The organism is Streptococcus oralis subsp. oralis, assembly GCF_002096455.1.
GTDB lineage: Bacteria > Bacillota > Bacilli > Lactobacillales > Streptococcaceae > Streptococcus > Streptococcus oralis_CY.
This window is the reverse complement of sequence record NZ_NCUL01000007.1, coordinates 99,810-122,976: the sequence shown is the minus strand read 5'-3', so window position 1 is coordinate 122,976 and position 23,167 is coordinate 99,810. Positions and strand designations below refer to the sequence as shown.

Below are 23,167 nucleotides of genomic sequence, written 5' to 3'. Positions count from 1 at the left end.
AAAACGCTTTCATCTGCTAGTCTAAAGATAGAAAACGACCATAAAAAAGGAGGTTCCACCATGACACAAGAATGGTTTGAAAGTGCCGATCTTGAGAAGAAATCACCTCAGACGAAATCAGAAGTCCAACCCGACGAGCCAGAGACTTCAGAAACTGTGGAAACTGAACCACAAGTAAGCGAAGAAACTTCTGTCTCACCTAAAGAGATGGAAACCCACGAGGAGAAAGCTCCCGAAATGACTGAGGAAACCCAAACCGAGGAAGAGGGAGAAGGGAAAGCTGAAGAGAAACACAAGCAAGAAAACTCTGTAAAAGAGAAAAGTATTCTCAGCAAGGCTTTAGAAAGCCCCTATATCCCAGATATTGACCCTCGTAAAACAGCCAGATTCAAAGAAGAAATCGCACTATTTTGGTCTTGGCTACTGGATGCTATCCAAGAACCAACTACCAGCAAGACCACGGACCAAAAGCATCGTTACAGTGTCTTTGCCCTGCTCACTTTGCTGTCTTCGATTAACCTTTTCTTTAGTATCTATCATATCAAGCACCTCTACTATGGCTATATGATTTCTATTGCTAATAGTTCTCCTAACCAGCTCCCACCTTTGGATCTCTTTGCTGGCCTTTCTATCTTGGTCGCTAGCGCTCTATTTTACTTTTCCATCATTTTGGGAGGCTTTACTGTCCGACGTGTGCTGGATCAGGAGAGTGACTTCACATTCCAAGAAGCTTGCGATCGTTACAGCCGACTCTTTGCTATCCCGCTTGTCTTAACATCTCTAGCAAGTTTCTTTGCACTCTTTGGTGGCTTACGATTTGCTGGTATCCTCACTCTTCTAAGCATGGCCATCTTTGCCCTTGGAAATCTCTTTGTGATTAGCAAGCCAAGTAAGACCAGTAGCCTCGACCCATTTTATCGATTCTTGCTAGCTGTCTTACTTGATGGCGCTATTCTCTTGCCCTTCTTCATTGCAGAGCTCGCGCTGACAGTAGACTACCTTCGCATCCTGACCTTCTTTTAACCAAAATCCCTGCCATTGACCAATGACAGGGATTTTTTATACTAACTATTTTTTAAACAAGGCCTACTCGATGCTTGCCAATTCTTCAAAGTCTTTTCCCAAAATGGCTTGTACTTCCAATTGATTGGCATCTAATTGGTGGTAAAATGCTTCTGGTAGTGACTCTAGAAATTTTTCATAATCCAATCGGGCGATGGCTTCATAGTCTTCTGCTTTTGAGCCATCACCAGAAATCGTCACTAGGTCAATCTCCCAAACAAGATTCTTGCCTGCCAACTGCTCGGTATAAGGAGCTGGTACAAAGGGTTCCTTTGGCAAAATCGTCTTGACTCCCTGGGCTAGGTGGTAGATACCGTGCACCTTTCCTTGGGCGTCTGGGTAAAATTTCACACTGGCAAGGTAGGCATCAGAGCCTTGAACCTTCTTGACCAACTCTTCAAAACGTGCCAATCCATCCTCAGCCAAAAAGCTCTCGAGGTATTCCTTGTTGAGATAGATAGGGGACAAGAGACCTTGGCAGTATACTAGACGAGCCGCTTTATCCGCTAGATAATGCTTGACTGTTTGTCGGAAATAAGCTTCAAAGTCAAATCCTTCTAGCCCTTCTACCACTTGCCCCAACTTGCTCGATAGGGCTTGGAGGAGAGCTTCTACAATCTCCCAGTCCGCTCTGGTAAGGAAGTCTGGAATCACCACTTGATAGCCTTTTCGACTATCCGCATAGTTCACCTTGAAGAGAAATTGTGACTGACCTACAATCCCACACTCGATATACTCGAGACGATTAAGCGGCTGACGGAGATAGACTGAATCATAACTGTGTGACTCCAAGCCCTCCACCAAGGCCAAGATAGACTTGGCAGTCAAGATCTCCTGTTGTCCGAGGATGCTTTCTTTATTTGGGATAAAAAATGTTTTCGCCATAACTGGCCTCCTTTGAAATCGTTTACATATAGTATAACCTATTTTCCTGAAAGATACAGAAACAAATTTTAGATTTTTAGATAAAAAGCATAGAAAAACAGCCCCTAAGGGCTGTTTGCTTTATACTGTAGCGACTTGATCCAAGCTTTCACCGATAGCAGCTAAGCGCTCGATTACTTCTGCTTGTGTCAATTCATTTTCTGAAACATAGCGGTTGCGAGGGTGAACACGACACTCGTATGAGCATCCACGGAGATACTTGTCTTCATTTTCTTCTGATGTTAGGATACGACGGTTACAGAAGGGATTTCCACAGTTGACATAGCGTTCACATGGTGTTCCATCAAACCAGTCTTTCCCTACGATGGTTGGGTTAACATGGTTAACATCAACGGCAATACGCTCGTCAAAGACGTACATTTTCCCATCCCAAAGCTCACCTTGGACTTCTGGGTCTTTACCATAAGTTGCGATTCCTCCGTGCAATTGACCAACATCTTTGTAGCCTTCACGAACCATCCAGCCTGAGAATTTCTCACAGCGAACGCCACCTGTACAGTAAACCACAACACGCTTGTCCATGAATTTTTCCTTGTTGTCACGGACCCATTGTGGCAACTCACGGAAGTTGCGGATGTCTGGGCGGATAGCCCCACGGAAGTGTCCTAGGTCGTACTCGTAATCGTTACGTGTGTCAAGGACAACGGTATCTTCGTCAAGAAGGGCTTCTTTGAACTCTTTTGGAGACAAGTAAGCACCTGTTGTTTCAAGTGGGTTGATGTCGTTGTCAAAGTCGTTGTCTTCCAAACCAAGGTGGACAATTTCTTTCTTGTAGCGAACAAACATCTTCTTGAAGGCTTGTTCACTTTCTTCGTCAATCTTGAACCAGAGGTCTTCCATGCCTGGGAGGCTGTGAACATAGTCCATGTATTTTTGAGTTGTTTCGTAGTCACCTGAAACAGTCCCGTTAATTCCCTCGTCAGCGACTAGGATACGGCCTTTAAGGCCGATTGATTTACAGAAAGCCAGGTGATCTGCCGCAAATTGCTCTGCGTTTTCAATTGGAGTATAAAGGTAGTAAAGTAAGACACGAATATCTTTTGCCATAAGATTTGTTCTCTTTTCTATTCTTAAATTTTCAGAATTTTTCATTCAACTATACTAGTATACCCACTTGGGAAAACGAATGCAATTTATTTGACCGGAAATTATATAAAGAGTCCTACCCCTGCACTTCATCAGTAACCATACCGAATCGCAGATAATTCTCTCAATTTTTTGATTTGCTTAGCTTGACTTTCTGACAAACCCAGCTTGTTATCAATCAACACACGTGAGATGTCAACGTTCATTTGGCTCAGAATAAATGGAGTAGAGGTTCCATCGTCCTTTAATCGTTTTTGATAAATCACTAACTGATTTTTCAGGGGAGCAAGTTGAGGCGCAACCTTTATATCTTCCAATAGATGATCAATGATGGTCATCGCTTCACAACGTCTTTCACTTCCTCCAGCAAACCATTTTAATGGTGTCATACTCATTTCCCTCCTGAAATTCGCTTATAAATTGAAAAACTATAATTCCTAACTCTCCAGCCAGTATTTTACCCAAACACCCTATGTAAAAAAGTCAGCAAAAATGGCAAGGTCGCTACAATATTATTGATTACATGCACCGCATAGGAAGGATAAATGCTCTTGGTATAACGGGTCAAACCAGCAAAGATGATTCCAGATGTTGTAAAAACGAAAATATCTAACAGACTAGGCAGGCTTGAAAAATGAGGGAGAGCAAATAAAATAGAAGGAAGAAGCAAATCAAGACCAAATCTCGAATCTTTAAAAAAGGCGTGTTGCAGTAATCCTCTATAGATTAACTCTTCCATCAGTGGAACCAGAAAGAACAGGGCTATATAGATACCTAGCTCTGCAAAGTTAGTCCCACTATAACCAATCAATACAGCCCAACCTTCAGCAGTTGACTGAACATGTTTAGCTGTCTGAACGTTAAAAGAGATCTGGAGCACTACCACTAATACTGTCAAAATCGAATACCAAAGCCATTTTTTTCTTGGAATGCGAAAAAGATAGCCGTGCCCTGTCTTAACCAGAATCCAAATCATGACTCCGATAAATAGCAAACTCAAGATATTTTGAATCCAGAAGAAATTGCCTATCTGGGAAGAAAATTGCCAATAGTTTTGGACAATAAGCGTCAGCTGAGAAAGGCCAAATACGAAAAATAGGTAAGAGAAGACAGCACTCATTTTGAAAAGAAGGCGATATTTTTTCATAATAAATCCTCTATAGATGTATGTGTATCACATCGCATAAACCCTCAGAACCACTCTTTTCATTTTTACATCCTAAAAATCACTACCTCCCCTAGAGAACTAAGGAAGGCAGTGATCACATTTTTAGGAATTAGGAATGAATACACGAAATCAATCGATCTTATGATTTTTTGTTTTTCAAGAATTCGTCGTATTGTTTTTGCATTTCGTTCAATACTTTTTCGTAGGCACCTTCAGATTTCAATTTTTCCATCAATTCTGGAATAGCTTTATCTGGGTCTACAGTACCAGTGTTGATAGCTGTATCGAATTGTTGCATTGTGTTAGAAATTGCTGAAATTTCAGATTTCACACTGTCAGTGTTAAAGATAAATCCAAGTGCTGGAGATTCTTTAGCTTCTGCCAATTGTTTCTTAGAATCTGCAATTTGTTGGTCTGTAACGTTTTCGTTGATGTAAAGGATCCAGTTGTTACCAGTGTTCCAACCTGACATGTGAGTGTTTCCTTTATATCCATCAAGGACGCGGACACGGTTTTCTTTACCTTCAACTTTTTCCCAGTTCTTACCTTCTGGACCGTAAACAAGACCGTTCAAGAGTTCTGGGTTCGTGTTCAAGAGATTCAACACTTCCATTGATTTTTCTTTGTTCTTAGAGTTGTTTGAGATAACAAAGTTGGCAACTTGTGTTGTTTGGTTTTTCTTGATAAAGTTAGTGATTGGTTTAATTTGGATGTCTTTGTTCGCAACACGTGAAAGCAAGCTGTTACCGTAGTCAGCTGGTCCTACTGTTTCTTCACGAACGAACCAAGTATCTTGTTGAAGGTCAAATGAAGTGTCGCTTGTTGCTACGTCTTTTGGAATGTATCCTTCTTCATAGAATTTGTGAAGAGTCTTCAAATGTTCTTTGAAACGAGGCACTTCGTAACGGTTTACGATCTTAGTAGTGTCTCCTTCAAGGTCGATAACAAATGGAAGTCCATTTGGTACTGGGTAGTCAAAGTTATCAGATGGAATAAAGTTCTTCGTAACCGCAAATGGTACTACGTCTGGAGCTTTTTCTTTGATTTGTTTCAAGACTGGTTCAAGTGTTTCGTATGAAGTGACACCTGAAATATCGATACCGTATTTAGCAAGAAGAGTTCCGTTGAAGGCAAAGTTTTGAGATGATGCAACGTTAGCTGCAACTGGAACAGCATAAATCTTACCGTTTACAGTGTTCCCTTTGATGTAAGCTGGGTCAAGTGCTTTGTAAAGCTCTGCTCCTTCTTTTTTATACAATTCTGTCAAGTCAGCGTAAGCACCTTTTTGAGCATTTACAACATAGTTATCTGCAAAGGCGATATCATAGTTTTCACCAGATGATGTGATAACGGACATTTTCTTGCTGTAGTCACCCCATCCGAGGTATTGGATATCCAATTTAGCACCAACTTTTTCTTCGATGATTTTGTTTGCATTTTCTAGCAATTCATCCAAGTTGTCTGGTTTATCACCGATTTGGTACATTTTAAGAACGGGTTTTTCACTTGAAGTAGTGTCAGCAGCTTTTTTGTTGTTACCTGTAAGGTTTCCACAAGCAGCAAGACTTGCAGCCAAAGCGACTACGCTAGCAGATGCAAAAGCATATTTTTTCCAGTTTTTCATGATAAAAACTCCTTTTTTTATTTTTAAACTTATAAACGATTTAATGATTTTTAACTTCAGTCACTAAGATGAAGTTGGGAAGGGAGAAACGGTGTTTCTCAACAAGTGCTATTCTTTGACACCACCGATCGTCAACCCTTTAACAAAGTAGCGTTGGAAGAATGGATACAGAATCGCGATTGGAAGGGTTGCAACAACAACCATGGCCATACGACCTGTTTCTTTCGGTAGAGCGACTCCCAGTTGACCAGATAGGCCGACTGCTTTTGCAATGTAGTCCATATTTTGCTGGATTTGCATGAGCAAATATTGCAATGGATACAAGTTATCACTCTTGATGTAAAGAAGGGCGTTGAACCAGTCGTTCCAGAAACCAAGAGCTGTCAAAAGCGTGATGGTTGCGATACCTGGAAGTGACAATGGCAAACAAATCTGGAAGAAGATCCGAGCTTCACTGGCACCATCGATACGAGCAGATTCGAGAATGGCTTCTGGAATGGTCTTCTTGAAGAAGGAACGCATCAAGATGATGTTGAATGGTGAGAGGAGCATTGGAACAATCAAGGCCCAAACGGTATCACCCAGTTGAAGCAGGCGAGTGACCACGATATAGCCCGGTACCAAACCAGCGTTGAACAACATACTAAGAAGAGCGAAGATCGTAAAGAATCTGCGGTACTTAAAGGTTGTCCGTGAGATGGCGTAGGCATAAGTGGTTGTAATGAAGACGTTGGTCACTGTTCCGACTACAGTTACAAAAACTGAGATAAAGAGCGCTTGGAGGATCTTATCTTTAAACTGAGCTAGGAACTGAAATCCATCTACACCAAACTTCGAAGGGAAAAAGCTATATCCATACTGGAGGATGCTCTTTTCATCTGTCACTGAAATGATGATAACGAAGATAAAGGGCAAGATACAAGAAAGAGCGATCAAACCAGAGATAATACTAAAGAAGATATCTGCTTTCTTACTGAAGGAGTGAATGCCGACATTATCGATTTTTTCTTTTTTAATTTTCTTTTCTGCCATATTCTCCTCCTTTCTAGAACAAAGCTGAGTTTGGATCAACTCGTCTTGCAAGCAAGTTTGATAGGATAACCAGAATCAAACCGACTACGGATTGGTAAAGACCGGCTGCTGAAGCCATACCGATATCTGCTGTCTGAGTCAAACCATTAAAGACATATACATCCAAAACGTTGGTTACATTGTAAAGCTGACCAGCATTGTGTGGGATTTGATAGAAGAGACCAAAGTCTGCACGGAAGATATTTCCGACTGCAAGGATGGTCAAGACTGTTACAAGCGGAGTCAACTGAGGAATGGTTACGTTGCGAATACGTTGCCACTTGCTAGCCCCGTCCACTGTTGCTGCTTCGTAGTAGGTTGGGTCAATTCCCATGATCGTCGCATAGTACATAACACTGCTATATCCAAAGCCTTTCCAAATACCTAGGAAAAGGAGAAGGTATGGCCAAATGCCTAAGTCAGCGTAGAAGTTGACTTCCTTCATGCCAATGGATGTTAGGAAATGGTTGAAGACCCCTTTGTCAATGTTTAGGAAGGCATCTGTAAAGAAACTGATGATAACCCATGACAGGAAGTAAGGGAACAACATAGACGTTTGGAAAATTTTAACCATTCTCTTAGAGCGAAGCTCGCTGAGGATGATGGCAATCCCTACTGATACAATCAAACCGATAAAGATAAAGCCGAGATTATAGAGAACGGTATTTCGAGTGATGATAAAGGCATCTTTTGAACTAAACAAGAATCTGAAATTATCTAACCCGACCCATTTACTATTCACAATACTATCTATGAAACCATTACTGGTCATATGGTAGTCTTTAAAGGCGACCACATTCCCAAATACTGGAATGTAAAAGAATAGAATCAACCAGAGTGCCCCTGGTAAAACCATCAAGAGAAAGATCCAGTTATCTCTCAAGGTCTTTGAAAACTTTTTCATAATTTCCTCCCTTTTTATTCCTAAAAACTGATTTCATCGAATTTTTAGGTTTGATAACGATTACATTATTAGTATACTCCTATTTGAAGGTCAGGTTAAACTACTAATTATAGAAAAAACTCCACAAATTATTTTTTGTGGAGAAGTTTTTTATAAGAAATAGGTTTCACGAGGAACACTCTGAACAAGGGACACGGTTCTTGTTTTTATACTCAATGAAAATCAAAGAGCAAACTAGGAAGCTAGCCACAGGCTGCTCAAAGCACTGCTTTGAGGTTGCAGATAGAACTGACGAAGTCAGTAACATCTATACGGCAAGGCGAAGCTGACGTGGTTTGAAGAGATTTTCGAAGAGTATTAAGTCGTATAAATCGTTGAAGCTGTCGCAATGGTATGCCACTGGTTGGCTGTTGTGGCTGCAAAGTCCTTGTCTGCGTAGAAGTCAGTAAATGGTAGGATTTCAACTTCTAGCTCGTCGATGCAGTCAATCTGCCCTGCCAGATAAGCCTCTATACGGCTTTCTGCTCGTTTGATACGTTGCAAGAGTCCGCCCATACGGATATCGACTGTATCCAAGCCAAAGACCTTATTTTCTTTCAACCATTGGTGGCTAAAGAGAGCGTGGAAGTGTTCGATTTGGCTTCTGAGTTTTGGTAATTCTTCTCTGGCGATTGCTTGCAGACTTTCTTTATCGTTTGTTTGGTAGGCCTGACGAATGCGTCGTCCCACATCGACTTTAGAACTTAAAATAGCATTCAACTGGGCCTGAGTTTCAAAGAGATAAGCATAGTTTCCAGCTTTTTCTTTGATTTCAGCAAGCGTCGCAGCTGCCTGAGCGAAGTGCGGTTTGTCCTGTTCAGGTGTCATGTGTCGATCAAGAATCGGACAGAGAACATCCTGATAAAAGACATAGCGGTTGGGATTAATCCCGCTGAGATTGCCTGGTAGATCTGGTAAGAGATTAGCTAGGTCAATCTGCATAAAGTCCTCAATTGATAAACCTGTATTGGTCTTGAAGTGAGCAGACAGACGGTCTAGGTCATTGCGGTAGCTGAGCTCTGCCCAGATTTGCAGACTTGGTAGAATAGAGAATTGGGCTGTTTCACCACCATTGTCTCCCCAACCCGTTACAATGACTTCTTTGATGTCGTTAGCACGACAGGCTTTGTTGGCTTCTACAGCAATGAGACGGCTGAAATGGTTGTTGGGTGTGAAACCGATCCACTTCCAAGCACCACCTGCAAAGGCAATATCTTGGCTAATCTTGTGATGGTTGCGGAAATTGCGATTGTATTTTTCCTCGCTATCCTGATAATAATCCCAGTAAACCAAGGTTACACGGTCTTTGAGACGATCTAGGTAGACACGAGTTTCCTCTGGAATCTCCACGTCACGATCGTACTGGCCATCCGCTGACATGAGTTTAAAGAACATATCACTCCACATCTGGCAGTGGAAACCATACTTGTCTGCAATATCCAGCACGCGCTCTAAGTGTTGACACATGAGGAGACTACGGTCTACAACACCGTTCAAGATGAGGTAACGTCCTAAACCAACCAAGTGGGCCTCGTCCATCCCGATATTGACCTTGCGAGTCTGCAGTTTAGATAGAGTGGCAAACATCCCGTCAATCAAATCATAAACTTTTTCTTCACCGATAAGGAGAATGTCCTCTACATCACGGAGTTCTTGCACTTCTTTGACACCCCATTTGACGAAGGCTGACAAGTGGGCCAAGGTCTGGATACAAGGCACAAAGGTCATATCAAACTGCTGGGCATAGGCTTCGATTTCCTGTAACTCCTCTGCTGAATAAGCCCCGCGGAAGTAACCAAAGTATGGCTGCCCCTCAATCTGATAGGTGTCTTCCATGTAGAGCTCGAAGGTCGAGTAGCCCATGAGTGCCAAGACTTCAATCATCTGTTTGGCAGAAGCCACATTCAGCACCGCATTTCGAGAACAGTCAGCCATGTAGGCCAACTCTTCATAAGCCGCCTGCTCCTCAATCCCTACTTTATCACCTTCTACTAGAGCTGTTGCCAATAAGGACAAGGCGCGGTAAAGTTGGTGAGGTTTGCGATAAGTCAGGTGATAGTGACCTCCCTCACCCTTGATAGAGATAGAGGCTTGGTCAGACTGAGCGACTGCTACCTCTACATCTGGTAAAGAGATATGCTTTGTCAGCAAGTCGATTGCCTGAGTTTGTTTGGGACTAAGTCCTGTAAAAATTACCATTGATTTTCCTCCTGCAGCCAGTTGACAAGGGCACCATAGAGATTGGCATCTGCATGATAGGTGCAAGCTTGGATAACTGGTGCGACAGTGTATTCTTCATAGGTCTCGACAAAGTTATCGACAGCCTTCTTGACACCTTGGATAAAGTCTGGGTTCTGACTGATAGATCCTCCCAGACTAATGACATCCGGGTCAATGAGATACTGGATATTGAGCAGTCCTTGCGCCAGATTTCGATTCATGCGTTCAATAGCTTCTTGGCAAAGGGCATTGCCTGCTGCAGCTTCTTGGTAAATCTTGCGTCCGTCCCAGTCAGTCTGACCAGATTTTTCAATCACGTATCGAACCATGTTTCCTGTAGAGGCTAGTAGCGACCAGTTGTTGAGCTTTTCTGCTGGTGCAATGGTTGTCATGTAGCCAAACTCACCACCTAAGCCGTGGCGACCACGGTGAAGTTTTCCATTGATAATCATAGCTCCGCCAATTCCTGTCCCAATAACGACACAGGCTGCATTTTCAATCTCTGGGTGAGCCAGCAGTTCACTAAGTCCAACACAGTTGGCGTCATTTTCTAGATGGACAGGTAGCTGATGATGAGCAAGAGCCTCATACCAAGAAAAGCCATGGATGTAAGGCACAGCACTGATTCCCTCAATGACACCTGTTTCTTGATTGACCGCGCCTGGGACGCTCATGGCAATGCCCTTATAATCTTTCTCCGACAGACGTTGGTCTAGCCATGCCAGTAAATCTTCTAGGGTTTCTGGTGTCGGTGTACTTGTCTTATCTAGTATTTTTCCATCAGGAGTCAGACTGGCAAACTTAATCCCAGTCCCTCCGATATCAATGGTAGCAATCGTCATATTTTCACCAAAAAAGGGACGAATCAGTAGTTTATCCTTACTCTTTCGCCCCTCCTTTCTATCTCATAGCATTAGTTATAAAACACTTTAAAACTGTTAAATGTCTTCTTTTTTGATCAATTCTGTACGAATTTCTTGTGGCGCTAAGAGTCCTGAATGAACTGGATATGGTCGCTCAAGTAAGTCAAGAATGGTTTGTTGGTGTTCTGATATGCGCACATTTTCTTGACTCATATTGTAGTAACGGAGGACATATCCCTCTTCATTTTCAGCCACTTTAAAGGCTGTTGGGCAAACTTGTGGTAAGCTGAGTGCCGCATGACTCAAGAGGCTACCAGTCGCAGCAACACTTCCTTCTTGTTTAGCAACCTGAAGACTAGTGAATGGTGTTTGGAAGGCTTTAGCACGACGGAAGGCTGAGAAGCGTTCTTGTGCTTGGTGGCATTCGAGAGCAAACTCGACTTCAAACTCACGCAAGCACTGAGCCTCTGGTGTCGGGAAGTAACCCCAGTCACCTAGCTCACCTGAGGCACGAAGGATGGTCACTGCAATGGTATCGTCGCCAAGGATTTCATACTCGTGCAGTCCTTTATTAGCCACCGTCACCCCTTTTTCATCATCATAAAGGCTGACAAAGGCTTGTTGGTGTTGTGGATTTTCAGGATTTTCCCAAGAAGCAGCTGGTTTGTTTGGTCGTGTCACCACCTCATAGATGCTTTCAGAGTCATTGCTTGGACGAGTGTTATGAGTCTTAACCAAGAGACGGATACGGTGGTCCTTGGCTGTGTTAGTAAAGCGAGTCTTGAAGCGGATTTGTGGATTATCAACAAAGACGGTCATCTCTGTTTCCAGAGGAAGAGTTGTCAATTCTTCTGAGCGCCCAGCTTCACGCGTCATAAACTCAATGATGCCTCTTTGTTCCGCATCCAGTTTTTCATCTGCACTTACTGGAATTGTCAATTCATGTTTGAGCAAGATCTTGGCAAAACGAGCTGTATTTTCCAAGACCTCATAGCCTTTCAGCTCGGCGTAGATAGGCTCTGTTCCTTTTGGTTGGAAATAGATGTACTCATTTCCGATGTCACCACGGTCTTCAAAGCGAACAACATCCTCATACGCTTCATGAGTTGTCTTGTCGTAGACTGTGATAGTATCATCCACACTGACCGTTACAAATGGCGTATCAATCACTCCGTTTTGGTAAATACCGTCACGGTGTTCTTGTTGTCCTTCAAGCAATTGGAAGGTTGTCCAAGAAAGTGGTGCCAGATGAACAGGCACTGTCACGCGCACTTGTCGAGCGATACGAGCCTGACGGAACTTGTCTTTTGGCAAATCATACTCAAAATTAGCTCCCAGATCTTCGATTTTCGCTTCTACAGCATGCCCTTCTAAGTCTTCGACACGGTAGCTTGGCAAGGTCAAGGCTGCCATCTTCTTATAGCCTTCTGTTGGGTGCAATTCCTTGAAATCACAAGTCGCCACATCAATCACTGTGCTGACAGTATCAACCTTGTCATGCAAGCCTGTGTTGATGACCGTAAAGAGATGGTCGCTTTGGGCTTCGTGGGTTGCGATTTTGCCCTTCCACTCGTTGAGAAGATTGGTCTTAACGAAGTTTCCAACTTGGTTGACCTTGGCAAAACGTGTTTCCATCTCACGGTGAACCTCGTCCACACTACAGCCACAGATACTGTCATGTGGCGCATTTTGTAGAAGGACTTTCCAAGCATAGGTCAACTGGTCCTTATGGTTGTGACCACCAGTGATGACAGTCAATGGCTCCACCACTTGTTCTAGCAAGTTGCTATTTTCTTGGAAAGCTTGTTTGAGGTAAATTCGTGATGAAGAAGTATTGGCAAGTGTGTACCAACCATCTGTTTCTTGACTGGTCAACTCACCCGTAACGGTAGATAGTTGCTCAGGTAGAGCACTTTCTACTGCATGAACATAGTCATCAAAGGAACTATGCACAAAAGTCACATCTGGGAAGAGTTCATTGGCCACACGAATGGCTTCGCTCAGATTGCGCTGTACAGGCTGGTGGTCACAGCCGTTCATCATCAACCATTGGTTGGTCGAAGCATAGTCACGCACGTCTGACAATTTTTGTTTCCAGAAGGCCAGGGCTTCGTCCTTATCAACTGGGATTTCATTCCCGTTACTGTACCAGTTGGCAAAGAGGATACCGAGGACACGACTTCCGTCCGCACCCTGCCAGTACATTTCTGAAAACTGGGAAGTAAACTGCTCATCTTCGAGAACTTGGTTGTCAAATCCAATCGGCTTGACACCACGGCCAAAGGCTGCCACGTGAATGCCTGATTTTTGAAGGATTTGGGGAGCTTGTCCCATATTTCCAAAGGTATCTGGGAAGTAACCAATCTGAGTGGATTTGCCCCATTTTGCACATTCTGCTTGACCAATCAAGGTGTTGCGGACGTTGGCTTCACTAGAAATCAAGTAATCATCCTGCAAGATGTAAAAGGGACCAATTTTAAGTTTGCCTTGGTCGATGTAACCTTGGACCTTGTCGCGATTTTCAGGACGAATTTCCAAGTAGTCATCCAGGACAATAGTTTGTCCATCCAAGTGGAAACTCTTAAACTCAGGGTCATTTTCAAAGAGATCAAAAAGATTGTCAAACAACTCCACCAACTGCATACGGTGGCTTTCAAAAGGTAAGTACCACTCACGATCCCAGTGACTGTGTGAGATAATATGTACAACAACATTTTCCATGAAGTAAAACCTCATTCTAACTTAAATTTTTATTTTTAACGTTTTAAATGTGAATTTGTGATTCTTTCCTAGAATCAGTTGAGCAAAAGCCTGCTCCTTAACGAATATCCAAGTAATCCAAGACTAATTCACAGAACATCATATTGGCCCAAGAGAACCATTCACGAGAGTAAAGTGTTGGGTCATCCACGTGGAAGCTTTCATGCATGACACCTGTCCCCCCATCACAAGCAACCAGCTGATCGAGTAAGAATTTCTTCTCCTCCTTATCTTTTGTTGTCAAGCCTTGGATAGAAAGGGCAATGGGCCAGATATAGCGATAAAAGGTATGAGAACTTCCGAGCCCACTAGCGTATTCTCCTTGGTAGAAATATGGATTTTCCGGGCTCAGAATGGTACGGCGTGTGGCTTGATACACTTCATCGTTGACATCGCAATAGCCCAGATAAGGCGCCGCCAGCAGACTTGGTACGTTTGGATCATCCATGATGCTAGCATTTCCTAGACCATCCACTTCAAAGGCGTAAATCTTTTCACCCTTGCTGTTGGTTGTGTAGGCGTAATTTTCGATGCCTTCTTGGATCTCCGCTTGGAGACCCTTAGCATCTGCGATAATACTCTCGCTATCAGCCAAGTTTAATTCTGCAAAGATTTCTTGGACATAACCCAAGACGACTACGGCAAACATATTTGACGGAATCAAATAGCTATACTGGCAGCAGTCATCACTCGGACGAAAAGCTGACCAGGTCATTCCTGTCACGGCAAAGTCAGGTCCAAAACCATCATTTACCAGAGTATCTTCCTTGCGGTCCGTATCGCGGACAAAACGATATGGAGAGTTGTTGTGGTCCTGCTCTACTGTCCAGAGATGAAGGATTTCCTTGGTCGCAGCGACAAAAGTGTCATCAAACTGACTGGTCTCACCAGTCTCTTTCCAAAGGAGATAAGCCAACTGCAAAGGATAGCAAAGCGAGTCCACCTCATACTTGCGTTCCCAAATCCAGCCATTAAGGTCCGTGTGGTCAGTCTCATGGTGGCCCTTCCAGTTTTCCTCAATGTTAAAGGAGTTGGCATAAGGATCCTTGAGTACCAAGGTCATCTGACGCTTGACCAGACCTGCAATGGTCTGACGCAAGAGAGGATCTTTTTTAGCCACATGAAGGTAGGGGCGTAGCTGGGCTGTCGAATCCCGAAGCCACATAGCGGGAATGTCTCCTGTGAGCACAAAAGTTGAACCATCTTCCAATATCTCAACTGTATTGTCTAAAGTGTCGGTGTAGCAACGCTCAAAGACATCCACCCACTCCGGATGGTCCTTAGCACGCTCTGCTACTTCATCTAGCCATTCTCTAACAATTTCTTTCGAATAAATCATCGTGCAGTTTCCTCTTTCAAACAAGTTTCATGTTCAGTATATAGTTTTTGAGACAGAAAATACATACACAAATGATAGTCATTTTTCTACAAAATTGCTTACTTTTGAACCCCATATCTAAAGGCCCTCTTTTTCTGATATAATGTAGAAAAACAGCTAAAGGAAAGACTATGAAACCACTACTTGAAACCATCGATACCCGCTTTGGGACTGCCAGCAAACACGCCTTTTCTCGAGGAAATACCCTGCCCTACACAGGCGTCCCTTTCGGGATGAATTATTTTGTGCCTCAGACCAGTGACCAGGAGGGAGCTTGGTTTTTCGATCCGCATCTGCCCATTTTTCAAGGGATTCGATTAACCCACCAACCCAGTCCTTGGATTGGGGACTACTCTTGGCTCCTTCTGACACCTGTTACAGGCCAGCTAGGTGGAGACAGCCTCTTTCACCGTCAGTCCTCCTATGATATGGATAAGGCCTCTTTCCAGCCTCATTATCTGAAGATTTTCTCCCTGCGCTATCAGATTGGAACCCAGCTCACACCGACTTGCTATGGCGCTTCTATTCGTTTGGAGCAAAAGCAAGGCAAAGCCCTCTCCCTCTATCTTCACACAGCAGATGAACTGACAGTGGAGCAAGTAGATAAGCGGACTCTAGCCCTGCGTCAAGAGGGAAAAACAGAGACCAACAAAAATCCGCTGATACTGTTTACTGCTTTACAAATGAATACGGATATTCTTGCTATCACACAAGAAGAGGGAGACTGGCGAATTGACTTAGCAAGCAGTCAAGCCGAGATTCAACTAGCGACTTCCTTTATTTCTCCTTCTCAAGCGCTATTTAATCTACCTCAAACGGACTTTGATAGCTGTAAAGCAAATGCCCAAGCAAACTGGGAAAATCTCCTCCACCGTTTTGATATCGTGGAGACAGGGGAAGCCGACCGAATCTTCTTTGATCACTGCCTCTACAGACTCTTCCTCTTCCCACAGACATTTTATGAGGTGAACGAGTCAGGGCAGAACATCCACATGGATTTGTCTACTAGTACTGTCAAGCCTGGTGTCCTCTTTAGCAACAATGGTTTCTGGGATACCTTCCGCACCACCTTTCCCCTCTTTGCCCTTATCATACCGGAACACTATCACCGCTTTCTAGAAGGTTTCCTCAATAGCTACCGCGATACTGGATTCCTTCCAAAGTGGCTGGCTCCAGACGAGCGTGGTATGATGCCTGGTATCCTTTTAGATGGTATTATCGCAGATAGCGCCTGCAAGGACATGGCTCCTGACTTGGAAGAAGAACTCCTCCAAGCTATGCTGGAGACAGCCACCAAGTCCGACCCTCTCGGCATCAATGGTCGCCACGGACTAGCCCAATACCAAGAGCTGGGCTACCTCTCTACCGACCACTACGAAAGCGTCAGCCATACTCTAGACTACGCCTATAGTGACTTTTGTATCGCCAACTGTGCCGAAAAGCTTGGTCAGAATGACATCGCGGAAACTTATAGAACTGCGTCTCAAAATTACCGCCATCTATTTGATGCTAAGACAGGTTACATGCGAGCCCGAGACAGCCAAGGAAACTTCCGCCCTGACTTCTCTCCCTATAGTTGGGGACGCGACTACGCCGAATGCTCTGCCATTCAAGCGACTTTAGGCGTACTCCATGACATCCCAGGCTTAATCCAGCTTATGGGTGGAAAAGAAGCCTTCAGCAATTATCTTTTGAAAGCCTGTCAGGACGCTCCTCTCTTTGAAACCACCGGCTATGGTTACGAGATTCATGAAATGAGCGAGATGGCAACAGCTCCCTTTGGACAAGTCGCCATCTCCAACCAGCCTAGCTTCCACATACCTTATCTCTTTCGCTACAGCGACTACACTGACTACACTGCTCTACTCATCAAAACCTTGCGTCAGAAAGCCTTTCACCCCAGCTGGGAAGCCTATCCTGGCGATGAGGACAATGGCAGTCTCTCTGCTTGGTACATCTGGTCAGCTCTTGGATTCTACCCGACCTGTCCGGGCAAACCAAGTTACGATCTCGGAATTCCTCTCTTTGACCATCTCCGTATCTACCTGGCTAAGGAAAATAAATGGCTGGATATCCATGCCGAGCAAAATCACAGCCATTTCAACTTTGTCAAAGAATGCCGATTGGACAAGGCTCTTGTATCTAGCATCCAACACCAAGACCTCTTGAAAGCTGAGCAACTGACCTTCACCCTCAGCTGGCTACCAAATCACTCCTAACCAAAAGAACCTTTGCATCGCGCAAAGGTTCTTCTTTTATGAAACTTGGACCTGAAGCTGGTCAACCAGCTGACCATCTACCGTCAGATTTAGATAAAAATCTAAGTTTTTATCGCCTGCAAAATACAAGGTTGGTAGCGTTAGCTTTTTTTCAGTCTCGCCAACTTGAAACGCAAGGACTTGAATCTCGTCCCGATAGGCGACACCATGCACACCTGTCCCTGGTTGAATCGAAATCTTAGCTTCTAAAGGACTGCTAAATTCTATGCGCTTCACTGTAAAGTGGACATTTTCTCCCTTGGTCACAGCCAGACTTTTTTCTGAGAACTCTAGTTGCTGAACAGCTTCTTTTTTCGACAAGGTAGGTGTTTTATAGAGTGAAATCTTGGTTAACAAAGGCAAAGCCTGTGCCTCTGTAATGGTCACACGTATCTTCTGCGCCTCAACGACTGATCCTCGTAAGAGACATTTGTAGCCAACAGTATAACCAGATCCAAACTCCTGCCAGACACCATTCAACTCTACCTGAACATGGAAAGCAGCGATGCGTTGCCCCAACTTCAAATCTTCTCTTAACTCAATCACATCAAAAGTTTTAGGTGATCCTAAATCAAGCTCTAATTGGATTGGCAACTCTGCATCACTTGCCCAAGAACTAGCCTCCAGTCCATCTGTCAGATGATGACAAGCAAAGTCTGGTGATAGAGCAGGGCCAGATACCTTGGCTCCCAGAGCTAAATCTTCCCTATAGAGTGTGTCACGGTAGGCAGCAAATTCATAGAGACGCTGGATATCCTTTTCGTCAAAGAGTCCATCTTGGTTTGGCGGAATATTGAGTAAGAGAGGTGTACCCCGCCCTACTGAGTGAAAGTAGATTTCGACCAATTCCTCAAGAGACTTGGGATCCTGATCCTCATGGTAAAACCAACCCGGCCGAAGAGAAACATCTGCCTCACCGATTGAAAATAGCGTCCCAAAGGGGTCTCCGTGCTGTAGATAATCTAATTCCGCCTCTGTTCCTAACTGGTCTGGTTTGACCTTTTGCCACAAGGGGTCCCCTGCATAGCCTCGTTCATTCCCAATCCAGCGAATACTAGTTCCCTCAGTTGAGAAAATCAAACAATCGCCCTGCAAGTCACGAATGGTTTCAAACCAATTCTCAAACTCATAGTTGACCTTCTGGGCCCCTTCGCCTCGAGCACCATCCATCCAAACCTCAGCGAACTTACCAGCATTCCCATAGGCAGGATTTGACAAGATTTCCTTCAATTGAGCCAGATAGTAGGCATTGTAGTCTGCTTCTCGGCCCACGTGATAGAGGGGACTGTGAGCATCCCAAGGAGACAAATACACTCCCATATCCATATCAAACTCAGTCGCAGCTTGGGAAACCTCAAGGAGCAAGTCCCCCTTTCCATCCCTCCAAGGGCTAGCCTTGACCGAATAATCTGTATGTGCTGTCGGGTAGAGCACAAAACCATCGTGGTGCTTGACCACTAAAATCAGCTTTTTAAAACCTGTTTCTTTGAGCACGCGCATCCAACTTAGTCGGGTTAAAACGCTTGGGATCCTCTTGCCCACTTCCCCATTCTTGGTCATAAAAGGTATTGGGACCAAAATGGATAAAGGCAGCTAGTTCATCCTCTAAATAAACTAGCTGGGCCTGACTTGGTAATGGTCCATGTGGTTTTATGTTCGTCATCATCTCGTATCTCTTTCTCTTGTTCACAAAGTTATCCACAACTTGTGGATAAGAAAACATTCCTAAAAACTAGTTTCTCCAGAATCCAGCTCTTAGACTTGGAAGCTTTCACCCTAAACATACCTTTGTAAAATAACTCTGTACTAGGGTTTCTGCTAGCTCTCTAGCAAGTTACTAATGTACGGAACTATTATCAGGATACTTCAACACCCTGAATTATATGTCATTTTCCCCCTAGACTTATCCACAGACTGTGAATAAACTAGTGTTCCAGACCGCTCTCTCCTTGACTATAACAAAAAGCGATAGCAGCGTCAATATGACTAAGCTCCCTTCCTAAATCCCCTGAAAAGATTCTATAATTTGTACAATCGCAGCTTTTGCATTCGCCAGCTAGTGAGAATCAGCCAGTAGAAAATGACCTCTTTATCACATTGTGAACAGCACAACTGTGGTACTATAATACCTGACAACCTAATCATTTCCAGTAAAAAATCCCGCAGATTTGCGGGATTCTCTCTTGCATCAATGCGCCAACATTTCTTGGGCGATTTCTTGGCCAGATAGGTTATCTGGGTAGTAGGTTGGCCAGTTATCCATCTCTTCAAAGAGGGCTTCTTGGCTAGTACCTCCAAAGAAGATATGGAAATGTTCTGCCTTAACTGGGGCGATATTGTGGTCACTAAACTGAACATACTTGAACTGTCCAGCGTCCGCATCTGTCGCTTCAAAGAGGAAACGCACGCCACGATTGCCTTTCTTATAAGTCAAGATTTTCTTGCCGACATACTTGTAGGTGAATTTCTTGCTTTGGCCACCTTGAACAAATTCCATAGTGTTGTCAGTGATGTTGATCTTAGTCACATCTGTCTGATAGCCTTTTCTATAGTAAGCCTTGTACTCATCTTTGATCATCTTGCCAGTCAACTTAGCCTTGTAGTCAAAGACTTGATCAAAAGTTCCATCCTCAAGGAAAGGATAGACAGATTGCCAGTTACCAACATAGTCACTCAAGGTACGGTCCTTGACATCAGCATCCTCAAAGTAACCATTGTGAACTGTCTTGGTATTTTCTTCCTTCTCTGGCTCGATTTCTGGTCCTTCTTGGTCTGTTGTTTGTTTCAAAGCCTTGAGGTTTTTCTCCATCACGGAGATATAGTCCTCACCAGCCTTGGTTGCTTCTTCTGTCAGACTTTCTAGCGGATTGAGCACGTCTAGTTTGACACCTGTTTCTTTTGAGAGTGTATTGGCGAGGGCTTGTGAGGCATTTTCTTCAAAGTAGATATAAGAAATCTTGTTTTTCTTGATATACTCTGTCAATTCTGCCAAACGTGCTGCTGATGGTTCTGCATCTGGTGAGAGACCTGAGATGGATACTTGCTTGAGACCGTAGTCCAAGGCAAGGTAGTTAAAGGCTGCGTGTTGCGTTACGAAGCTCTTTTGTTTAGCTTGAGACAAGCCTTCTGTGTAGGCCTTGTCCAAGGCTTGCAATTTTTCAATATAGGCAGCCGCATTCTTCTCAAAAGTCTCTTTTTTATCAGGATAATCTGCTGACAAGCTGTCACGGATATGCTCTACCAGTTTGATGGCGCGTGCTGGTGAAAGCCAAACGTGGGGATCGTACTCATGGTGATGGCCTTCTTCTCCATGGTCATGGTCTCCCTCTTCTTCCTCACCACCTGGCAAGAGGAGCATATCACCTGTCGCCTTGATGGTTTTCACCTTTTTCTTATCCAAAGTATCTAGCAATTTAGGAACCCAAGTTTCCATATTCTCGTTTTCATAGACGAAGGTATCTGCGTCTTGGATTTTAGCAACTGCCTTTGCTGACGGTTCGTATTCGTGAGGTTCTGTACCAGCACCGATTAGAAGTTCTACATTAGCGGTATCTCCTGCGACTTGCTTGGTAAATTCGTAGACAGGGTAAAAGGTTGTCACGATATTTAGCTTCCCATCTGCCTGCTTTTGATTGGAACAAGCCACTAAAAACAAGGCACATAGACTAGCTAGTAGTAAGCTCAGTTTTTTCATTTCATTCTCCTATTTGATAAAGCGTTTCAATAGACTGACTAACAAAAAGACAGCTACAAAGATAATGGTAATACTAGCGCTGGCAGGGGTTTCCGCATAGTAGGAAATATAGAGACCTGCCACCATTCCCAAAAAGCCAATAGCACTGGCTAGCAACATAACGGATTTAAAGTTTTTCCCCAAACGAAGGGCAATACTAGCTGGTAAGACCATAATGGTCGACACCAAAAGGGCTCCTGCTGCTGGTATCATAAGGGCAATGGCCACCCCTGTCACCATGTTAAAAAGAATGGACATGGTACGAACTGGAAGTCCATCTACAAAGGCCGTGTCCTCATCAAAGGTCAGGATATACATTGGTCGCAAGAATAAGAAAGTCAAGAGTAAGACGACCGCCGCAATGGCAAAGAGGAAAATCACCTGCTCCTGGCTAATGGTCACAATCGAACCAAAGAGATATTGGTCCAAACTCATGGAACTCGAACTTTTCCCCTTACTCATCACGATAAGGGAGACTGCAAGCCCTGTAGACATGAGGATGGCAGTTCCTATTTCCATAAAGTTCTTATAGACTGTCCGGAGATACTCTAGAAAGACCGCAGCGATCAAGACGATAGCAATGGTTGAAATAGTCGGAGAAATCCCCAAAACCAGACCAAAGGCTACCCCTGATAGAGAAACGTGACTGAGTGTATCACTCATGAGACTCTGACGACGCAAGATAAGGAAGGTTCCAAGAACTGGAGAAAAGAGACTCATGGCAATGACCGCCAAGAAGGCACGCTGCATGAAGTCATAAGATAACAAACTAAGCATGTTCCACCTCCTGGTCGCTTTCGTGAACGTTGAAACAACGCCATGGCGAGTCTTGGTTACGGACTAGATGAATATTGCGATCCGCATAGTCCTTAACCTCCTCAGGATCATGGGTAATCATCAAAACGGCCTTGCCATGATGATGAGCACTATGGTGCATGAGTTCGTAAAATTCATTTTTGCTTCCAGCATCCATCCCTGTCGTTGGCTCATCCAAGACAAAGATATCTGGGTCAGAAGCAAACATCCGAGCAATCACTGCTCGTTGCTTTTGCCCTCCCGAAAGGGAGCCAATTCGTTTGTCACGGTGTTCCCACATACCAACTGAGTCTAGACTGGCCTTGATATGCTCCTCATCATGGGCGTTCAAGCGACGGAACCAACCCTTTCGCGGATAGCGACCCGACTTGACAAATTCATAAACTGTACTTGGAAATCCTGCATTAAAACTAGCGATTTGCTGGGGAAGATAGGCTATCCTAAGCTTTTTCCCATGAGTATTTGTCTTTGAGATGGTTACCTTGCCAAATCTTGGCTGCAAGATGCCTAGACTCGCCTTGATAAGCGTTGTCTTAGCAGCTCCATTTTCACCAGTCAGGGTGACAAACTCCCCACTATCAACACTGTAGTTGATGTGCTCGAGGACAGGTTCCTTGTCATAATAGAAAGACAAGTCCTCTACTGTAATATACCGCATTATTTGATTTCTCCTACTAAAGCAGTTAAAAACCGCTGGATAACTTCTTGTTCATTTGGAGTAAACTGACTTGCCACTTGTTCATAGGCTAAGAGCGTGTGTTCATGATGATGGTGGTGTTCCTCTGCCACTGGTCGAGCTAGTTCTGTCAGTTGGTAAAAAATCACACGCGCATCCTTTGGATCTCTGGATGTCTCTAACATGCCCTCTTTGACCAAAGATTTGATAGCCTTGGTCACTGCCGCCTGACTGACATTAAGGCGACGGGCCAACTCCGAGTTGGTTAGGGATTCTTCCGACAGGAGCATAAGGATGTGTTCCTGAGTATTGGTCAAGGCAACGTCACTCGTGCAATGCCCGATTAGAATTTCATGCTGGTTCTCAGATCTCAAGATCACCTCGTTTAAAAAGTTATCGATTTCCTGCGCAAGCTGTCTCATGTGTTACTCCTTCCCTAGCTATCTTTTTCGTAAAAAAACATAGATAGCCACCGATTCTTTACTGGTTAATTATATCATAAACCAAAAAAGAGTCAAGGGAAAAAGGCGTAAAAACGTTTCCCTAGACTCTTCTAGATGTGAA

General features: G+C 43.9%; 17 protein-coding genes and 1 pseudogene. 2 read left to right on the top strand and 16 right to left on the bottom strand.

From position 1 onward, the window contains the following. Positions 1-60: 60 nt before the first annotated feature. Entirely contained in the window at positions 61-1,023 is a 963-nt protein-coding gene (locus tag B7720_RS03050) for a DUF6574 domain-containing protein (protein ID WP_049477585.1), read from the top strand. Positions 1,024-1,086: 63 nt separating this feature from the next. Here the strand turns inward: B7720_RS03050 and B7720_RS03045 are convergent, their stop codons facing one another. The 11 genes from B7720_RS03045 to B7720_RS02990 form a co-directional block, all read right to left on the bottom strand. Beyond that, positions 1,087-1,947: a DUF4299 family protein gene (locus B7720_RS03045; RefSeq protein ID WP_084856474.1), complete on the bottom strand. Its 861-nt coding sequence runs from the start codon at positions 1,945-1,947 to the stop codon at positions 1,087-1,089. A 120-nt stretch (positions 1,948-2,067) separates the two neighbouring features. Then, the gene (gene trhO / locus B7720_RS03040; protein WP_049477586.1) at positions 2,068-3,054 is read right to left on the bottom strand and encodes an oxygen-dependent tRNA uridine(34) hydroxylase TrhO; all 987 of its coding nucleotides are present in this window, start codon (positions 3,052-3,054) and stop codon (positions 2,068-2,070) included. Positions 3,055-3,185: 131 nt separating this feature from the next. Beyond that, positions 3,186-3,482, bottom strand: coding sequence for a bacteriocin immunity protein (locus B7720_RS03035; RefSeq protein ID WP_000188106.1), 297 nt, complete (start codon positions 3,480-3,482; stop codon positions 3,186-3,188). A gap of 68 nt (positions 3,483-3,550) precedes the next feature. Next, positions 3,551-4,240, bottom strand: coding sequence for a CPBP family intramembrane glutamic endopeptidase (locus B7720_RS03030; RefSeq protein ID WP_084856472.1), 690 nt, complete (start codon positions 4,238-4,240; stop codon positions 3,551-3,553). Positions 4,241-4,400: 160 nt separating this feature from the next. Next, positions 4,401-5,885 (bottom strand): ABC transporter substrate-binding protein, encoded by a 1,485-nt coding sequence (locus B7720_RS03025; RefSeq protein ID WP_084856470.1) that lies wholly within the window; start codon positions 5,883-5,885, stop codon positions 4,401-4,403. Between the two features lie 108 nt (positions 5,886-5,993). After that, positions 5,994-6,917 carry a carbohydrate ABC transporter permease gene (locus B7720_RS03020; protein ID WP_000818344.1) on the bottom strand — a complete coding sequence of 308 codons (924 nt, stop codon included), beginning with the start codon at positions 6,915-6,917 and terminating at the stop codon, positions 5,994-5,996. Positions 6,918-6,930: 13 nt separating this feature from the next. Continuing rightward, complete coding sequence (locus tag B7720_RS03015) at positions 6,931-7,860, bottom strand: ABC transporter permease (protein WP_000714584.1); 930 nt, start codon at positions 7,858-7,860, stop codon at positions 6,931-6,933. Positions 7,861-8,217: 357 nt separating this feature from the next. Further along, complete coding sequence (locus tag B7720_RS03005; RefSeq protein WP_084856469.1) at positions 8,218-10,098, bottom strand: beta-N-acetylhexosaminidase; 1,881 nt, start codon at positions 10,096-10,098, stop codon at positions 8,218-8,220. Further along, positions 10,092-10,961 (bottom strand): ROK family protein, encoded by an 870-nt coding sequence (locus B7720_RS03000; RefSeq protein ID WP_084856468.1) that lies wholly within the window; start codon positions 10,959-10,961, stop codon positions 10,092-10,094. The genes B7720_RS03005 and B7720_RS03000 overlap by 7 nt, the downstream gene beginning before the upstream one ends. A gap of 96 nt (positions 10,962-11,057) precedes the next feature. Then, positions 11,058-13,703, bottom strand: coding sequence for an alpha-mannosidase (locus B7720_RS02995; RefSeq protein ID WP_084856467.1), 2,646 nt, complete (start codon positions 13,701-13,703; stop codon positions 11,058-11,060). A 97-nt stretch (positions 13,704-13,800) separates the two neighbouring features. Then, the gene (locus B7720_RS02990; RefSeq protein WP_084856466.1) at positions 13,801-15,081 is read right to left on the bottom strand and encodes a glycoside hydrolase family 125 protein; all 1,281 of its coding nucleotides are present in this window, start codon (positions 15,079-15,081) and stop codon (positions 13,801-13,803) included. Between the two features lie 170 nt (positions 15,082-15,251). Here B7720_RS02990 and B7720_RS02985 point away from each other — a divergent pair, with 170 nt between their 5' ends. Then, positions 15,252-17,339 (top strand): GH92 family glycosyl hydrolase, encoded by a 2,088-nt coding sequence (locus tag B7720_RS02985; RefSeq protein WP_084856464.1) that lies wholly within the window; start codon positions 15,252-15,254, stop codon positions 17,337-17,339. 36 nt (positions 17,340-17,375) lie between these two features. Here the strand turns inward: B7720_RS02985 and B7720_RS02980 are convergent. The 5 genes and pseudogenes from B7720_RS02980 to adcR form a co-directional block, all read right to left on the bottom strand. Continuing rightward, positions 17,376-19,041, bottom strand: a pseudogene (locus B7720_RS02980) (alpha-L-fucosidase). A gap of 525 nt (positions 19,042-19,566) precedes the next feature. Beyond that, on the bottom strand, positions 19,567-21,072 hold the full coding sequence (gene adcA, locus B7720_RS02975) for a zinc ABC transporter substrate-binding lipoprotein AdcA (protein WP_084856462.1): 1,506 nt from the start codon (positions 21,070-21,072) through the stop codon (positions 19,567-19,569). Between the two features lie 9 nt (positions 21,073-21,081). Then, complete coding sequence (locus B7720_RS02970) at positions 21,082-21,888, bottom strand: metal ABC transporter permease (protein ID WP_000950023.1); 807 nt, start codon at positions 21,886-21,888, stop codon at positions 21,082-21,084. Then, positions 21,881-22,585: a metal ABC transporter ATP-binding protein gene (locus B7720_RS02965; protein ID WP_001269483.1), complete on the bottom strand. Its 705-nt coding sequence runs from the start codon at positions 22,583-22,585 to the stop codon at positions 21,881-21,883. The genes B7720_RS02970 and B7720_RS02965 overlap by 8 nt, the downstream gene beginning before the upstream one ends. Further along, positions 22,585-23,025 carry a zinc-dependent transcriptional regulator AdcR gene (gene adcR / locus B7720_RS02960; protein WP_001249328.1) on the bottom strand — a complete coding sequence of 147 codons (441 nt, stop codon included), beginning with the start codon at positions 23,023-23,025 and terminating at the stop codon, positions 22,585-22,587. Before adcR ends, B7720_RS02965 begins: the two co-directional genes overlap by 1 nt. Between the last annotated feature and the right edge of the window lie 142 nt (positions 23,026-23,167).

Coding starts and splice junctions, on each gene's coding strand:
- B7720_RS03015 (WP_000714584.1), bottom strand. CDS start 7,860: ATGAAAAAGTTTTCAAAGACCTTGAGAGATAACTGGATCTTTCTCTTG.
- B7720_RS03025 (WP_084856470.1), bottom strand. CDS start 5,885: ATGAAAAACTGGAAAAAATATGCTTTTGCATCTGCTAGCGTAGTCGCT.
- B7720_RS02990 (WP_084856466.1), bottom strand. CDS start 15,081: ATGATTTATTCGAAAGAAATTGTTAGAGAATGGCTAGATGAAGTAGCA.
- adcR (WP_001249328.1), bottom strand. CDS start 23,025: ATGAGACAGCTTGCGCAGGAAATCGATAACTTTTTAAACGAGGTGATC.
- B7720_RS03045 (WP_084856474.1), bottom strand. CDS start 1,947: ATGGCGAAAACATTTTTTATCCCAAATAAAGAAAGCATCCTCGGACAA.
- B7720_RS02970 (WP_000950023.1), bottom strand. CDS start 21,888: ATGCTTAGTTTGTTATCTTATGACTTCATGCAGCGTGCCTTCTTGGCG.
- B7720_RS03035 (WP_000188106.1), bottom strand. CDS start 3,482: ATGACACCATTAAAATGGTTTGCTGGAGGAAGTGAAAGACGTTGTGAA.
- B7720_RS02995 (WP_084856467.1), bottom strand. CDS start 13,703: ATGGAAAATGTTGTTGTACATATTATCTCACACAGTCACTGGGATCGT.
- trhO (WP_049477586.1), bottom strand. CDS start 3,054: ATGGCAAAAGATATTCGTGTCTTACTTTACTACCTTTATACTCCAATT.
- B7720_RS03050 (WP_049477585.1), top strand. CDS start 61: ATGACACAAGAATGGTTTGAAAGTGCCGATCTTGAGAAGAAATCACCT.
- B7720_RS02985 (WP_084856464.1), top strand. CDS start 15,252: ATGAAACCACTACTTGAAACCATCGATACCCGCTTTGGGACTGCCAGC.
- adcA (WP_084856462.1), bottom strand. CDS start 21,072: ATGAAAAAACTGAGCTTACTACTAGCTAGTCTATGTGCCTTGTTTTTA.
- B7720_RS03005 (WP_084856469.1), bottom strand. CDS start 10,098: ATGGTAATTTTTACAGGACTTAGTCCCAAACAAACTCAGGCAATCGAC.
- B7720_RS02965 (WP_001269483.1), bottom strand. CDS start 22,585: ATGCGGTATATTACAGTAGAGGACTTGTCTTTCTATTATGACAAGGAA.
- B7720_RS03020 (WP_000818344.1), bottom strand. CDS start 6,917: ATGGCAGAAAAGAAAATTAAAAAAGAAAAAATCGATAATGTCGGCATT.
- B7720_RS03030 (WP_084856472.1), bottom strand. CDS start 4,240: ATGAAAAAATATCGCCTTCTTTTCAAAATGAGTGCTGTCTTCTCTTAC.
- B7720_RS03000 (WP_084856468.1), bottom strand. CDS start 10,961: ATGACGATTGCTACCATTGATATCGGAGGGACTGGGATTAAGTTTGCC.